Here is a 15,663-nt window from a genome sequence, read left to right on the forward strand (position 1 = left end):
GATATGGTTGGTCTTTTTTTGTGCTTAAAAGATAATTTAGAAATCATAGGCTTCTTTATTTTGGTTGATAAAAGCGTAATAGAAGTATTCTTTATCTGAATTATCCAACCTGCAAAATGATACATGATAAATCGTAAATTGAATAAACAGTATATCGCCCAGCTGCTAAACGATAAATGATATCCCGCAAACAGCCTAAACGATATATCATCTAGCCGCCAAACAATAAATGATATCTCGAAAACATCCTAAACGGTATATCACCAACTCAAATAATAAGAAGTGATATACCGTCTACTGCCCGCAATATCATAAAACTCCTCCCAAACTCCCTAAACACCATCAATTTTCTCTTTTAAAAAAAGATATAGCAGAAAGGGAACTTTTTCTGCTGAAACCGCCAGGAACTGTCGAATAAACGGATAGTCATTGCTAGAGTATGAATGAAGCAACTCACTCCACCACTCTGTCTCATATCTCGATATCATGCTTAAATTGTACAGCAATAAATAATGCGACATGATTTCTGGAAAAAACGTTAATAGTTCACGCTCCTTTGGTAGATAATAAGTATTTTCGTATAAATGATACAAAAGTGGAGAACTTGCCAGTGGTAACAACAGGTTTGATGTATTTACCTTTAAAGAGATGGGCTCACGGTCTGTTGCTTTTACTTCTCCATTAGGAGGAGACGCAAAACGCAAGGTTTGTACCATGAAATCCAAGAATCTCCGGGAAGTCATATGATAGCTATCTAGTGCTTCTACCGGAATGGTCAATGTATTATCATCGGTAACAGGTGTTTTTAAATACAATTTTTGTTGAAAATGTAAACTAAATAGGTTTTGTAATTCAGGGATTCTTTTGAATAGCCGTTCCATTGTGAACTTTTCGCCTTCCATTTGTTTCACATGGAACATACGTTCAGAAAAATGTGAAAATAATCCGTTTTTCTGTACCTTGACTTCATCATGAAAAAACTCATAGCTTTGTTTTTTTCGTTTTCTTGTTGAGACCCCGTGGGCCAGCACAGAGGTTGATTCCGGATATTGGGGATCAACGGTAAGAAGGCAAGCCTTTAACAATTGAACCATTCCGTAAAAAAGAAGAACAGGTTTAATGGACAATGGAGCATTTTGAGAAAGTTGATAGTAATTTTGGCCATGCTCCAAATAATAAATAAAGGGATAGCTGTTTTCATAACTTTTTTTATCAGCATCGGGGACAGCTGCTTTTTTATAGCATTTTTGAAGTAAGTGCTGTGTTGTATTGGCTGCATGTAGTGCATTAAATGATTGCCAAATAAAACGATAATCAAACAAATTCGAAACCTCCAATAATCAGCAAAAAAAAGTGCAGGACTTAGGTTTAAAAGGATAATAAAAAACTCTGAATAATTAAACTTATCATTCCTTTCTTGACAGTAGTTTACCCAGTTGATAATCTACTAATAATATTTTTCAATCGAAGGGGGATTTATTACATGTGGGAAACTAAGTTTGCTAAAGAAGGTTTAACATTTGATGATGTTTTATTATTACCAGCTAAGTCAGAAGTGCTGCCTAAGGATGTAAATCTTGGGGTAAAGTTAACAGAAACTCTTAAGTTAAATATCCCGATTATTAGTGCAGGTATGGATACTGTTACAGAGCACGAAATGGCAATTGCAATGGCACGCCAAGGTGGATTAGGTGTTATTCATAAGAATATGTCTATTGAGCAACAAGCTGAACAGGTAGATAAAGTAAAGCGTTCTGAAAGTGGCGTAATCACTGATCCATTTTACCTTACACCGAGTCATCAAGTATTTGATGCAGAGCATTTAATGGGGAAATATCGTATCTCCGGTGTCCCAATTGTAAATAATCCACAAGAACAAATCTTGGTAGGTATTATTACCAACCGTGACCTTCGTTTTATTCAAGATTATTCCATTCAGATTTCCGATGTCATGACAAAGGAAAATCTTGTGACTGCCCCTGTTGGTACGACTTTAGAACAGGCAGAAAAGCTTCTGCAGAAGTATAAAATTGAAAAACTTCCACTTGTTGACGAGAGTGGTGTATTAAAAGGACTTATCACCATTAAGGATATTGAAAAAGTCATCGAGTTTCCGAATTCTGCAAAGGATGCACAGGGACGTTTATTAGTCGGAGCAGCTGTTGGTGTATCAAAAGATACGGCGCCTCGCGTTGCTAAGCTTGTAGAAGCTGGAGTTGATGCAATTGTTGTTGATACGGCACATGGTCACTCAGCAGGTGTTCTTGAAACAGTAAAGAAAATTCGAGAAGCCTATCCAAACTTAAATATTATTGCTGGTAATGTGGCAACTGCCGAAGCTACTCGAGCTCTCATTGAAGCTGGAGCCAGTGTTGTAAAGGTTGGTATCGGACCAGGTTCAATTTGTACAACTCGTGTTGTTGCAGGTGTAGGTGTTCCACAGATCACAGCTATTTATGATTGTGCAACAGAGGCAAGAAAACATGGTGTTTCGATTATTGCGGATGGTGGTATTAAATTCTCAGGCGACATCGTAAAAGCATTAGCTGCAGGAGGACACGTAGTCATGCTTGGTAGCCTACTAGCAGGTGTATCTGAAAGCCCAGGCGAAACAGAGATCTTCCAAGGACGTCGCTTTAAAGTGTATCGCGGTATGGGTTCTGTTGCCGCCATGGAAAAAGGAAGTAAGGATCGGTACTTTCAAGAGGATGCGAAGAAATTTGTTCCTGAAGGTATTGAAGGACGCCTTCCATACAAGGGTCCACTTACAGATACGATTTATCAATTAATCGGTGGTATTCGTTCAGGTATGGGATATTGTGGTACAAAGAACCTAGAAGAGCTAAGAGAAAATGCTCAATTTATTAAAATGACGGGTGCTGGATTACGTGAGAGTCATCCACATGATGTCCAAATTACAAAAGAAGCACCAAACTATTCAACATTATAAGCTAAAATTCGACAAAATCATCCATTTGTAGGATTTCTATATTGTGGTAGATAGAGTATGATTACTCTGTCTATTTTTTTTGAAGATGATATGTTAAAATGATTTTTGTGCGTAATACGAAAGTGGAGGTTTAAAACGTGAAAAAACAAACACAAAAAAGATTGATTATAAGCATTTTAGCAGTCTTTTTGCTGTCGATTATAGTGGGGCAAGTACCACAAGCGAAGGCGGCTCCTGCTCTTGATATAAATGTAAAAAATGCAATTTTAATTGATGCAGATACAGGAAAGATATTATATGAAAAGAATGCCGATCAAGCAGCTCCAATTGCAAGTATGGTTAAAATGATGACCGAATACTTAGTATTGGAGGCTATTTCAGAAGGTAGACTTTCATGGGATCAAACGACTCAAATTAGTCAATATGCGTATGATATTTCTGCAAATAATAATTTTTCAGGTGTTGGCTTACGATTAAATCACGACTATACGGTTGAAGAGCTCTATAAGGCAATGGCGATTTATTCCGATAATGCAACAACAATTACCTTAGCAGAATTACTAGCTGGCTCTGAAGGTGAATTTGTAAAGCTAATGAATAAAAAGGCAGAAGAATTAGGTCTTCCTGATTATGAGTTTGTTAATAGTACAGGACTATCAAATTCAATGTTAGGTGACAATTATCCTGAAGGGACAAGTCCAGATGGAGATAATATGCTTTCTGCAAAATCAGTAGCATTGCTAGCCTATTCATTAATTAAAGATCATCCGAATGTACTTGAAATTTCAAGTATTCCACAACTTGATTTTTACGGTGAAAAACTTGATAACTGGAACTGGATGTTAAAGCATGATCCAAGTGTTTCTCCATACCTTGCTCAATTCTATTATGAGGGAATGGATGGATTAAAAACAGGAACAACACCTGCTGCTGGTTATTGTTTTACAGGTACAGCTGAACGAAATGGGAAAAGATTAATTTCTGTTGTGATGGGTGCAACAAGTGAACCGGAACGTTTTAGAGAAACTAGTAAGCTCTTAGATTACGGTTTTAATAATTTTGAGCAAATTGAAGTTTATCCTGAAGGCTATCAATTAAAGGGTAAAAAAGAATTAGAAGTTGTTAAAGGAAAAGAAAAAGAAGTTGAAATTTCAACTAATGCACCTGTCAGAATTATCGTACCAAAGGGTGTAGATAAGTCCGCGTTTAAAGCGAAATATGTGTTTGATGAAAAAGTAGTGTCGAAAGACGAAGAGCTAACAGCACCATTTAAAAAGGGAACAACGGTTGGTCATATGGCCATTTCCTATGATGGTGATGATTTAGGATATATTACACCAGGCGGTAAGGATAAATTACAGGTTGCACTTGTAACAGATTCTGGTGTAGAAAAGACAAACTGGTTTGTTCTCATGATGAGAGGAATTGGTGGATTCTTTGGTGATATTTGGTCAAGTGTGGCAAATACCGTTAAAGGCTGGTTTTAAACTTATCCGATAACGTCCTCCTTCTATTTATAGAGGGAGGTTTTTTTCAATATTTTCCAACATGTACTATTTTGGTATAATTACTAGGAAATATAGAAAAATTGCGTTAGAATAATCTTAAGATTTTTTTAATAGGCCGTTCTTATCTATCAAAATATGATATGATAAAGCCTATAAATAAGCTAATTTAACTTCTTATAGGGGGAATTGTAGTGGCAAATACAGGTACAGATCGAGTAAAACGAGGAATGGCTGAAATGCAAAAAGGCGGCGTTATTATGGACGTTGTTAATGCAGAGCAAGCCAGAATAGCAGAGGAAGCGGGTGCTGTTGCAGTAATGGCATTAGAGCGTGTACCGGCTGATATCCGTGCAGCAGGTGGAGTTGCTAGAATGGCAGACCCAACTATAGTTGAGCAAGTAATGAATGCTGTTACTATTCCTGTTATGGCAAAAGCTCGTATTGGTCATATCGTAGAAGCAAGAGTGCTTGAGGCTATGGGTGTTGATTATATTGATGAGAGTGAAGTACTAACTCCAGCAGATGAGGAGTTCCATTTAAATAAACGTGATTTTACGGTTCCGTTTGTATGTGGATGCCGTGATCTAGGTGAAGCAACTCGCCGTATTGCTGAAGGTGCATCTATGCTTCGTACAAAAGGTGAGCCAGGGACAGGGAATATCGTTGAGGCTGTTCGCCATATGAGAAAGGTAAATGCTCAAATTCGCAAAGTAGTTGGTATGAGTGAAGATGAGTTAATGACAGAAGCGAAAAACTTAGGAGCACCGTACGAGTTATTGCTTCAGATTAAACAAGAAGGTCGCTTACCAGTTGTTAACTTTGCAGCAGGTGGAGTTGCAACTCCAGCAGATGCTGCATTAATGATGCAACTTGGTGCTGACGGTGTGTTTGTTGGATCAGGTATTTTCAAATCAGATAATCCTGCAAAGTTTGCTCGTGCAATTGTTGAAGCAACAACACATTACCAAGATTATGAATTAATTGCACATCTATCAAAAGGCTTAGGAAATGCTATGAAGGGTATTGAGATTTCATCATTATTACCAGACCAACGCATGCAAGAACGAGGCTGGTAAGTAAGAGGGTGTTCAAGTGTGGTTAAAATAGGAGTATTGGGACTTCAGGGGGCTGTTAGAGAGCATGTACGTTCAGTTGAAGCCTCTGGAGCAGAAGCAGTCATCGTTAAAAAGGTAGAACAGCTAGAAGAAGTAGACGGGTTGATTATTCCTGGCGGAGAAAGTACAACAATGCGTCGTTTAATTGATAAATATGAGTTTATGGAACCACTTCGTTCATTTGCGGAACAAGGAAAACCAATGTTTGGTACATGTGCAGGATTAATCCTCCTCGCAAAGAAGCTAGTTGATTATAAAGAGTCACATCTTGGTTTAATGGATGTAACGGTTGAGCGAAATTCATTTGGCCGTCAACGTGAGAGCTTCGAAGCAGAGCTAATGATTCCAGGAATCGCTGAGGATTTTGTAGGTGTGTTTATTCGTGCGCCACATATTGTGGAAGCGGGAGAAGACGTTGAAGTTCTTGCAAAGCATGATGGTAGAATTGTTGCAGCTCGGGAAGGTCAATTTTTAGGCTGTTCTTTTCATCCAGAATTAACGAATGATCATCGTTTTACAGCATATTTTGTACAAATGGTTGAGGAATCAAAATCGAAAAACCTTGTATAAACACTTGAAACGTGGTAAAACTTAATGTAAATAATAAAATGTTAAATCTATGATAGGAAGTAGTAGCTTGTTTTTTTTCTAAAGAGAGTCGGTGGCTGGTGTGAACCGATGAAAAAGGCTTGTGAATCCATCCTTGAGTGAAATACTGAACCTTTTCGTCATGCAAGTAGGTATTTTCGGTAAATCCGTTATCTTTTTCAAGAGGGGGATACGTGTATCCTCAACTAGGGTGGTAACGCGGGTTAACTCTCGTCCCTTTTATTAGGGGCGGGAGTTTTTTATATTTCATGACAATTGTTATGCATCGCATGTCTTGCTTTTTCAACAGTCATGGGTGGAATCCATTGAGTGTGCTACAACTACATAGATTTTAGGAGGTTTTTGAGATGTTGGATATTAAATATTTACGAAGCCATTTTGATGAGGTGAAGGAAAGACTTCAGTATCGTGGGGAGGATCTAACAGACCTTGGGCGTTTTGAGGAGTTGGACAAGACGCGCCGTGATCTCATTGCGAAGACTGAAGAGCTAAAAAGCCGAAGAAATGAAGTATCTGGCCAAATTGCCGTTCTAAAAAGAGAGAAAAAGGATGCTGATGCTCTTATTTTAGAAATGCGTGAGGTTGGAGACAAAGTTAAGGATCTGGATACAGAATTACGAGGTGTCGAAGAACAATTAGAACATCTCATGTTATCTATTCCAAATATTCCACATGAAAGTGTGCCTATTGGTGAATCTGAGGATGACAACGTTGAAATTCGCAAATGGGGTGAACTCCCTGAGTTTGGGTTTGAACCAAAACCACACTGGGAAGTGGCTGATCAACTTGAGATTTTAGATTTTGAGCGTGCTGGGAAGGTCACCGGAAGTCGTTTTGTATTTTATAAGGGGCTTGGAGCTAGACTAGAAAGAGCACTATTTAACTTTATGTTAGACCTTCATGTGGAGGAACATGGATATGAGGAGGTTATCCCTCCATATTTAGTGAATCGTGCCAGCATGACTGGAACGGGTCAACTTCCAAAGTTTGAAGAGGACGCTTTCCTTATCGAAAGTGAAGACTATTTCTTAATTCCAACTGCCGAGGTTCCGGTTACAAACCTTCACCGTGATGAAATCATAAGTGGTGAACAACTGCCAATAAAATATGCGGCATTTAGTGCTTGTTTCCGTTCTGAAGCGGGATCAGCTGGTAGGGATACAAGGGGCTTGATTCGCCAGCATCAATTTAATAAAGTAGAATTGGTGAAATTCGTTAAGCCAGAAGATTCTTATGCAGAACTAGAAAGCTTAACAGCAAATGCTGAAAAAGTACTTCAACTATTAGGTCTTCCCTATCGTGTCTTAAGCATGTGTAGTGCCGATTTAGGATTCACTGCTGCAAAGAAATATGACATTGAAGTTTGGATTCCAAGCTATGAAACATACCGTGAAATTTCTTCTTGCAGTAACTTTGAAGCATTCCAAGCTAGACGTGCAAACATTCGCTTCCGTCGAGACAGAGATACTAAGCCGGAGCATGTTCATACATTGAATGGTTCTGGACTAGCGATTGGTCGAACAGTAGCTGCGATCCTTGAAAATTACCAACAGGAAGACGGTACAGTAGTTATTCCTGAAGTATTACGCCCTTATATGGGAAATAAAGAAGTAATTGGTCCAAAGAAATAACAAAAGAATAGGCCAGGATTTACTATCTTCCTGGCCTATAAAAAAATTGTAAAAGAATGTTGACTTCTACTTTTAATCTATGGTATATTAATTTTTGTCGATACGGAGGAATACCCAAGTCCGGCTGAAGGGATCGGTCTTGAAAACCGACAGGGGTGTTAAAGCCCGCGGGGGTTCGAATCCCTCTTCCTCCGCCATATATTTAAAATAATACTAGCGCATAAAGTATTGGAGATGAACTCGTTACTATCATGGTAACGAGTTTTTTGTTTTTAAGAAATAATATAGTCATAAAAGAACCCCTTTTGATTTGCTCAAAAGGGGTTTTTGTTAGCTTTTTAAAAGCTCAGTTTGTCGAATGAAATTCGAGATTTTTTCGATAATCAGTTCAATTGAACTTTCATCTTTCATAATATCGTACTCATTAATATTTAATCGGAGTACGGGGCAAGCATTAAAGTTATTGATCCATTTTTCATATCGACCGTGCATTTCTTCCCAATAAGAAATTGGTGTTTGCTGTTCCATTGGTCTTCCACGTTCATGAATTCGACTAATAATATCATCAAGACTTCCTTCTAGATAAATTAATAAATTCGGATGAGGGAAGTAAGGTGTCATGACCATTGCATCAAAAAGGTTAGTGTACGTCTCATAGTCGACCGGTGCCATTGTTCCTTTCTCGTAATGCATTCTCGCAAAAATACCTGTATCCTCGTAGATGGAACGGTCTTGAATAAATCCACCGCCGTATTCAAAGATTTTCTTCTGCTCTTTAAAACGCTCGGCAAGGAAATAAATTTGAAGGTGGAAGCTCCATCTTTCAAAGTCTGCATAAAACCGATCTAAATATGGATTTGTATCCACTTTTTCAAAGGAGGTTCTAAATCCAAGTGCATCAGCAAGTGCTTTTGTCATTGTCGATTTACCAACTCCGACTGTTCCGGCAACAGTAATCACTGCATTACTCGGAATATCATATTTATTACGCAAATTCATTATGTCTAACCCCTTTTTCAAGAATAATGTCTTCTATTTTTGTAAGTATTTGATCAAGGTCTTTTTTATTTTGAACAAAATCAACCTGGTCCCCATCAAACCGAATAACAGGAATTTCTGGGTGGGATTTTTCAAACTGTGTCATGAATAGCTCATAATCACGGCTTAATTGACTTAAGTAAGCTGGGTCAATATTCTTTTCAATGTCCCGACCACGTATTTGGATCCGTTCTAATAAAGTATCAAGACTTGCATGTAAATAGATAACGACATTCGGAACAGGCATATCCGCTGTTAAAATGTTATAAATTTGAAGATATTTTTGGAACTGATGTGTTTTTAAGGTACGCTCAGCGAAAATAAGGTTTTTGAATATATGATAATCCGCAACAACCGGTTGATCTTTTTGAAGGTAAAATTGATGAATGTCTTCAAGTTGTTTGTATCGGTTACAGAGGAAAAACATTTCCGTTTGAAAGCTCCACTCCTCGATATTGCTATAAAATTTTCCTAAGAATGGATTTTCATCGACAATCTCTTTCAGTAAGGCAAATTCGAAGCGTTCAGAAATCGCCTTAGCGAGAGAGGTTTTTCCAACTCCGATTGGACCCTCTACTGTAATAAAAGGAATCCTACTACCCATCTCGTGTCCCCCTTTGTATAATCCATAAAATAAACAGATAAGCATTATTTTATCATAGGTAGGTTGATGATTGTTATGTATTGTCGAAAAAACAAATTGGGAAAATTTGAGGACTATAGGATGTGGGTTAAAAGACCCTAGCATAGGACGTTATGTTCTTAGTTTTTGATCCCCTAATGACGGATTAATAAAAAAGGAACCCGTATAAACGAGTTCCTTAAAAGGGCACTATCTTTTTACAACATTGAAATTGTTTGTGATCAAGAGCCAGTTTTGCGGAAATGGAAGTCCGAGTTTCCAGTAGCTAATCCCACGCAAATTCAATTCCTTAATCAAATCAAATTTCGCTTGAATACTTCTAGCATCCTCAAACCATACCTTATGCTGCTTTCCAGCTGAATCGGTATAGTCAAAGTGAGGTGCCTGAGCTTTTGTATCATATTGAATGGGTACATTATTTTGTTTTGCAATTTCAATCGCTCGCTGCGGGCTGACTGCCTTCGCGTATTCGCCCCCTTGAACAAATGGCAATGTCCAATCATAGCCATAAAGGTTTTGTCCCATCATAATTTTTGATGCAGGCATTTCAGTAAGGGCATATTCTATGACATCTCTGACCGGGCCAATTGGTGATACCGCCATTGGAGGGCCGCCGCTATATCCCCACTCATACGTCATGATTACAACAAAATCTACAATTTCACCATGTGCTTTATAGTCATGGGCTTCGTACCAATCCCCTTTTTGTTCGGCGCTTGTTTTAGGAGCAAGTGCTGTTGAAAGAAGCCAGCCTTCTTGACCAAAGCGCTGCTTTGCTTTTCGTAAAAAGTTGTTATACGCTTCACGGTCTTCAGGGCGTAAAAATTCCATATCAAAATGAATATCTCGGAAACCATATTTCTTTGCTGTTTCTACTATTGTATTTAAGAGTTTATTTTGGATGTCTTGATTATTTAGGACAAGTCTACCTAATTCATCACTAAATTGACCATTTTCTAAGTTTGCGACGACCATCATTAATGTCACATTTTGTCCTTGTGCGATGCTTGGTAAATTGTTTAGCGGTGGTTCCTTTAAAGTACCGTCTCGTTGTATTTGAAAATTAAAAGGGGCTAAGTAGGTTAAGTATGGAGCTGCTTGTCGAGTACTTCTTTCAAGTGCGGGACTTACGGAAGATCCTAACGGCTCCACATAGGCATTGATTTCAGCATTTCGTTTTGGGCGTTCAGGAATATAGATTCTAAGCCCAACCTGTAATGGTCGATTAGGTGGAATTTGATTAATTTGTGCTAATTGCTGATAATTCATCCCGAACTTATTTGCAATGGACCAAAGACTATCACCGGGCTGCACCCAATAAAATTGACCAACTATAGGAATGACCATGGCCTGACCAACAACGAGAGTATTTGGATCAGGAATTTGATTGGCGCGAACAATTTCATCTGCAGTTGTTCCATATGCCTGGGCAATTCCTGATATGGACTGACCCTGCTGTACAACATGAATTTGCATGTTTGACCTCCTCGTTCTACAATCTAGGTAACACACCTTTATTACTCTATGAGAGAAAAGGGAAGATGATGCTTGGTTAAAGTGCCAAATAAGGAGTAATTAATAGTATGAAGTCTGACGAATATTATATGAAATTGGCTATTGAAGAAGCAAAAAAGGCAGCAGCTATCGATGAAGTACCTATTGGTGCTGTTTTAGTTATAAATGACGAAGTGATTGCCACAGCCCATAATCTTCGTGAAACAGAGCAACGGTCCATTGCCCATGCAGAAATACTTGCGATTGATGAAGCATGTAAACGAACTGGCTTTTGGAGATTAGAAAATGCAACACTTTATGTTACACTTGAGCCGTGCGCGATGTGTTCGGGTGCGATTGTCTTATCTAGGGTTAAGAGGGTCGTCTATGGCGCACGTGATCCAAAAGGCGGATGCGCAGGAACTTTAATGAATCTTTTACAGGAACAAAGATTTAACCATCAGGCTGAAGTAGTTTCAGGCGTCTGTGAAGAGGAGTGCGGCCAATTGTTAAGCTCCTTTTTTAAAGAGATCAGAAAGAAAAAGAAAAACGCAACTGGCACTACTTGAAAAAACTTACAGTTTGTAGTGATTGATTTTTTTCGGCTAAGCCTTTATACTAAGAATGTGTCACAAAGACACCTAACAATTTGGTATCAATTTTGCCGTGCTAAGCGGGGAGGTAGCGGTGCCCTGTACTCGCAATCCGCTCTAGCGAGGCCGAATCCCTTCATAGAGGGTAGTTATTGTGGGGTCTGCCTCAAGTAAGTGGTGTTGACGTCTGGGTCCTACGCAATGGGAACCCGTGAACCCTGTCAGGTCCGGAAGGAAGCAGCAGTAAGCGGACTATCCCATGTGCCGTAGGGTTGCCTAGACCGAGCTAACTGCTTGAGTAACGCCTGGAGTAACTATTCGACGGAAGGTGCACGGCAGTTATACTACATAAAACAACTCACTCATTCGGGTGGGTTTTTTTATTACTTATTTATTGCAAAAGTCATAAACACTTTGTGCAGAATATTCACTTCCTGTATAATAAGAAATGGACGATAAGAAGGAGGGGCAATACCAATGGCATATCAAGCATTATACCGTGTCTTTCGACCACAAACCTTTCATGATGTAGTCGGACAAGAACATATAACCAAAACATTAAAGAATGCCCTTCTTCAAGAAAAATTTTCACATGCCTATCTATTCTCGGGACCAAGGGGAACGGGAAAAACAAGTGCTGCGAAGATTTTTGCCAAAGCAGTAAACTGTGAGCATTCTCCCGTAGCTGAGCCTTGTAATGAGTGTGCGGCATGTCGAGGAATTACAGATGGCTCAATCGCTGATGTCATTGAAATCGATGCTGCATCAAACAACGGTGTTGATGAAATCAGAGACATTCGTGATAAGGTGAAATATGCTCCAAGTGCAGTACGTTATAAAGTATATATCATTGATGAAGTACATATGCTGTCAATCGGGGCGTTTAATGCCTTATTAAAAACATTGGAGGAACCTCCAAGACATGTCATTTTTATTCTGGCAACAACAGAACCACATAAAATCCCATTAACAATTATTTCAAGATGTCAACGCTTTGACTTTCGTCGTATTACCGCTCAAGCAATCGTGGGACGAATGAAAACAATCATAGCCGAACAAGATGTGAAAGTTGATGACCAGGCTCTTTATGTCATTGCTAGAGCAGCTGAAGGTGGAATGCGTGATGCCTTGAGCTTACTAGACCAAGTGATTTCGTTCAGTGACGAAGAGGTGAAGCTTGAGGATGTTCTTACAATTACAGGTGCTGTATCCCAGTCCCTTTTAACAAATGTGGTCAGGGCCATTCGCGACCGTGATGTCCAAACGGCCTTAAAGACGCTAGATGAAATGATGGACCTTGGGAAAGACCCAATGCGCTTTATCGAAGATCTTATTTTCTACTATCGGGATATGCTTTTGTATCAAACAGCCCCTCAGTTAGAAGAAGTACTGGAGCGGGTTTTAGTCGATGAAGACTTTACAGAACTTGCAAAAAGTATCCAGAGTCATGAAATCTACGATACCATTGATATTTTAAATCAAGCTCAAGGAGAGATGAAGTGGACGAATCATCCGCGCATTTTTCTAGAGGTAGCGATTGTAAGGCTTACTCAAATGGAACAACAGCAATCACTACAATCACTGCCACAAATTGAAGGCTTAATGAATAAAATAAATATGTTAGAATCTGAACTTGCATCCATTAAGGAAAAAGGGATTACAGGCCATCCACAGGATGCAAAGCCTGCTGAAAAACGTCCACAAAAGTCATCTAGAAACGGCTACAGGACACCAGTTGGAAGGATTAATGAAGTATTAAAGACTGCAACAAGGCAAAATCTTGATTTATTAAAAGGAAAATGGGGAGATATGCTGGACCAGCTGCGTAGCCAGAACAAAGTCTCTCATGCAGCCCTTTTAATTGAAAGTGAACCAGTTGCAGCTTCTACTAATGCGTTTGTGTTAAAATTTAAATATGAGATCCATTGTAAAATGGCATCAGAAAACTCAGAAGTAAAAGAAAACCTTGAAAGTATTCTTGCGACATTAACAGGACATCGATTCGAAATGATTGGTGTACCAGATGATGAATGGGGTAAAATTAGAGAAGAGTTTATCCGTGGGCAACGAACCGATGATGACGAAAGACCAGAGGATACAGAAGATCCACTCATTGCAGAAGCAATGAAAATCGTAGGTGCAGAGCTCATTGAAATAAAGGAATAATAAAAGAGTTTATTAAGGAGGAATTACACATGATGCGTGGTGGCGGAATGGGAAATATGCAAAAAATGATGAAGCAAATGCAAAAAATGCAAAAGGATATGCAAAAGGCACAGGAAGAGCTTGCTGAAAAGGTAGTTGAAGGTACCGCTGGTGGTGGCATGGTCACTGTAAAAGCTAACGGCCAAAAAGAAATTATTGATGTGATCATTAAAGAAGAAGTGGTAGATCCAGAAGATATTGAAATGCTTCAAGACCTTGTTTTAGCTGCAACAAATGATGCCCTAAAGAAAATCGAAGACCTCACAAATGAAACAATGGGGCAATTCACAAAGGGAATGAACCTACCGTTCTAATTGCCGGTTGAAAGGACTTAGATAGATATGCATTATCCTGAACCAATATCTAAGCTAATTGATAGCTTTATGAAATTGCCAGGTATCGGCCCAAAAACAGCCGTGCGTCTGGCTTTTTTTGTATTAAATATGAAAGAGGATGTCGTACTTGATTTTGCAAAGGCTCTTGTCGATGCAAAGCGTAACCTCACATATTGCTCCAATTGTGGGCATATAACAGATAGAGACCCATGTTATATCTGCGAAGATGAACGTCGTGATAAAACAATTATCTGTGTCCTTCAAGATCCAAAAGATGTCATCGCAATGGAAAAAATGAAGGAATACAATGGTTTATATCATGTATTACATGGAGCCATTTCTCCAATGGATGGTATTGGTCCAGAGGATATCAAAATCCCTGAATTACTCAAAAGGCTTCAGGATGATACCGTACAAGAAATCATATTAGCGACTAATCCGAATATTGAAGGGGAAGCTACAGCTATGTATATTTCCCGTTTGCTAAAACCATCAGGAATTAAAGTCACGAGAATTGCTCATGGATTGCCTGTTGGTGGAGATCTAGAATACGCTGATGAAGTAACACTCTCAAAGGCGCTTGAAGGACGTCGGGAACTATAGGGGGTCTTTTATGCTTTTAAAAAAGAAGGGAAAGCTTCGAAAAGAATTTAACCAACAGCTCTTTAGCCAATTAGAAATCGCAAAGAAGGAATGGATGAGACAAAAAAGCCTCATTGAAAAAAGTGTTGAACCTTCTGATGATATCTTAAATGAATTAAAAGTAGCAGAAACAAAATACTTCTTTTTATTACGAGAAGCAAAAAGACGAAAGATATTTTTATAAAGTGAACCTTCATTTACTGTGGTTTTCTTGCCAATTAATGCGGGATAAAATAAATCCTACCAGGAGAATGGTAGGATTTTTCTTTGTTTATCAGGCTTACTAAATAAAAATAGGACAAGAGGTTCTTAAAACCATTCATTCACATAGAATAATAGTACAAGTTGTATGAAGGAGTGAGGTTTGATTGGAAGCAAAGATTGTAATAGCCATACTCGGGGGATTGATAGTGCTTGTGCTTTTAATGGGAGCTCCTCTTAAGCCTATTCGCATAGTAGGACAAGTATTTGTTAAAATCCTAATCGGCGCTTTGTTTTTATTTTTTCTAAATGCTTTTGGAGCATCATTTGATTTACATGTACCAATTAATCTAGTTACATCTGCGGTATCTGGTCTACTCGGTCTTCCAGGTTTAGCTGCACTCGTAATTATAGATTTGTTTATAGTAGGATAAAAAAACAAATGGATACTCATTTGTTTTTTTGTGCGTTTAGATAGGGAATGTTTTAAAGGATAAATTATTTTAAAATAATTTATTGACAATCTGTTTGATCAGGTGTATATTTATACTCCTCACAGGGAATACCTTATGAATGAGAAGAAATATTTTAAAATATGGTTGACTTATTTTTGTGAGGATGTTATATTAATAAAGTCGCTTCTGAGAGGCGAGTCAAAAAGTTCTTTGAAAACTGAACACAATACAAGCGTCAACGTTT

At 38.5% G+C, this 15,663-nt stretch carries 15 protein-coding genes, 1 tRNA gene, 1 other RNA gene and 1 other annotated feature; of the genes, 13 read left to right on the forward strand and 4 right to left on the reverse strand.

The genetic code is table 11. The features are described 5' to 3' along the window. Positions 1-332: 332 nt before the first annotated feature. Positions 333-1,322, reverse strand: coding sequence for a YaaC family protein (locus V7138_RS25025; RefSeq protein ID WP_335402703.1), 990 nt, complete (start codon positions 1,320-1,322; stop codon positions 333-335). Between the two features lie 161 nt (positions 1,323-1,483). On the opposite strand from V7138_RS25025, the gene guaB reads away from it, so the two are divergent. The 6 genes from guaB to V7138_RS25055 all read left to right on the forward strand — a co-directional run bounded on the left by guaB (position 1,484) and on the right by V7138_RS25055 (position 8,010). Further along, positions 1,484-2,950 carry an IMP dehydrogenase gene (gene guaB, locus V7138_RS25030; protein WP_335402704.1) on the forward strand — a complete coding sequence of 489 codons (1,467 nt, stop codon included), beginning with the start codon at positions 1,484-1,486 and terminating at the stop codon, positions 2,948-2,950. A gap of 137 nt (positions 2,951-3,087) precedes the next feature. After that, positions 3,088-4,437: a D-alanyl-D-alanine carboxypeptidase family protein gene (locus V7138_RS25035; RefSeq protein WP_335402706.1), complete on the forward strand. Its 1,350-nt coding sequence runs from the start codon at positions 3,088-3,090 to the stop codon at positions 4,435-4,437. A 212-nt stretch (positions 4,438-4,649) separates the two neighbouring features. Further along, positions 4,650-5,534, forward strand: coding sequence for a pyridoxal 5'-phosphate synthase lyase subunit PdxS (gene pdxS / locus V7138_RS25040; protein ID WP_335402708.1), 885 nt, complete (start codon positions 4,650-4,652; stop codon positions 5,532-5,534). Positions 5,535-5,552: 18 nt separating this feature from the next. Next, positions 5,553-6,143: a pyridoxal 5'-phosphate synthase glutaminase subunit PdxT gene (gene pdxT / locus V7138_RS25045; protein ID WP_335402710.1), complete on the forward strand. Its 591-nt coding sequence runs from the start codon at positions 5,553-5,555 to the stop codon at positions 6,141-6,143. Positions 6,144-6,183: 40 nt separating this feature from the next. Further along, positions 6,184-6,403 (forward strand) — a binding site (T-box leader). 126 nt (positions 6,404-6,529) lie between these two features. Then, the gene (serS, locus tag V7138_RS25050) at positions 6,530-7,813 is read left to right on the forward strand and encodes a serine--tRNA ligase (RefSeq protein ID WP_335402712.1); all 1,284 of its coding nucleotides are present in this window, start codon (positions 6,530-6,532) and stop codon (positions 7,811-7,813) included. A 104-nt stretch (positions 7,814-7,917) separates the two neighbouring features. Beyond that, a tRNA-Ser gene (locus V7138_RS25055) sits at positions 7,918-8,010 on the forward strand. Positions 8,011-8,143: 133 nt separating this feature from the next. On the opposite strand, the gene V7138_RS25060 is transcribed toward V7138_RS25055, so the two are convergent. From V7138_RS25060 to V7138_RS25070, 3 genes are all read right to left on the reverse strand, one after another. Then, a complete protein-coding gene (locus V7138_RS25060; RefSeq protein ID WP_335402713.1) occupies positions 8,144-8,812 on the reverse strand; it encodes a deoxynucleoside kinase in 669 nt (222 codons plus the stop codon). Next, positions 8,799-9,455 (reverse strand): deoxynucleoside kinase, encoded by a 657-nt coding sequence (locus V7138_RS25065; RefSeq protein WP_335402715.1) that lies wholly within the window; start codon positions 9,453-9,455, stop codon positions 8,799-8,801. The genes V7138_RS25060 and V7138_RS25065 overlap by 14 nt, the downstream gene beginning before the upstream one ends. A gap of 228 nt (positions 9,456-9,683) precedes the next feature. Beyond that, positions 9,684-10,970: a glycoside hydrolase family 18 protein gene (locus V7138_RS25070; RefSeq protein ID WP_335402717.1), complete on the reverse strand. Its 1,287-nt coding sequence runs from the start codon at positions 10,968-10,970 to the stop codon at positions 9,684-9,686. A 107-nt stretch (positions 10,971-11,077) separates the two neighbouring features. On the opposite strand from V7138_RS25070, the gene tadA reads away from it, so the two are divergent. The 7 genes from tadA to V7138_RS25105 all read left to right on the forward strand — a co-directional run bounded on the left by tadA (position 11,078) and on the right by V7138_RS25105 (position 15,398). Further along, positions 11,078-11,557 (forward strand): tRNA adenosine(34) deaminase TadA, encoded by a 480-nt coding sequence (tadA, locus tag V7138_RS25075; protein WP_335402719.1) that lies wholly within the window; start codon positions 11,078-11,080, stop codon positions 11,555-11,557. Between the two features lie 95 nt (positions 11,558-11,652). Then, positions 11,653-11,917: signal recognition particle sRNA large type (gene ffs / locus V7138_RS25080), an RNA gene on the forward strand. A gap of 141 nt (positions 11,918-12,058) precedes the next feature. Further along, positions 12,059-13,747: a DNA polymerase III subunit gamma/tau gene (dnaX, locus tag V7138_RS25085; RefSeq protein ID WP_335402721.1), complete on the forward strand. Its 1,689-nt coding sequence runs from the start codon at positions 12,059-12,061 to the stop codon at positions 13,745-13,747. Between the two features lie 32 nt (positions 13,748-13,779). Next, the gene (locus V7138_RS25090) at positions 13,780-14,100 is read left to right on the forward strand and encodes a YbaB/EbfC family nucleoid-associated protein (protein ID WP_309536581.1); all 321 of its coding nucleotides are present in this window, start codon (positions 13,780-13,782) and stop codon (positions 14,098-14,100) included. A gap of 27 nt (positions 14,101-14,127) precedes the next feature. Next, a complete protein-coding gene (gene recR, locus V7138_RS25095) occupies positions 14,128-14,724 on the forward strand; it encodes a recombination mediator RecR (RefSeq protein WP_335402723.1) in 597 nt (198 codons plus the stop codon). Positions 14,725-14,734: 10 nt separating this feature from the next. Further along, positions 14,735-14,947: a YaaL family protein gene (locus V7138_RS25100; RefSeq protein ID WP_335402724.1), complete on the forward strand. Its 213-nt coding sequence runs from the start codon at positions 14,735-14,737 to the stop codon at positions 14,945-14,947. Positions 14,948-15,131: 184 nt separating this feature from the next. Then, on the forward strand, positions 15,132-15,398 hold the full coding sequence (locus V7138_RS25105; RefSeq protein WP_335402726.1) for a pro-sigmaK processing inhibitor BofA family protein: 267 nt from the start codon (positions 15,132-15,134) through the stop codon (positions 15,396-15,398). The last annotated feature ends 265 nt before the right edge of the window (positions 15,399-15,663 follow it).

This window comes from Bacillus sp. JJ1533, assembly GCF_036965045.1.
Classification (GTDB): domain Bacteria; phylum Bacillota; class Bacilli; order Bacillales; family Bacillaceae_L; genus Ferdinandcohnia.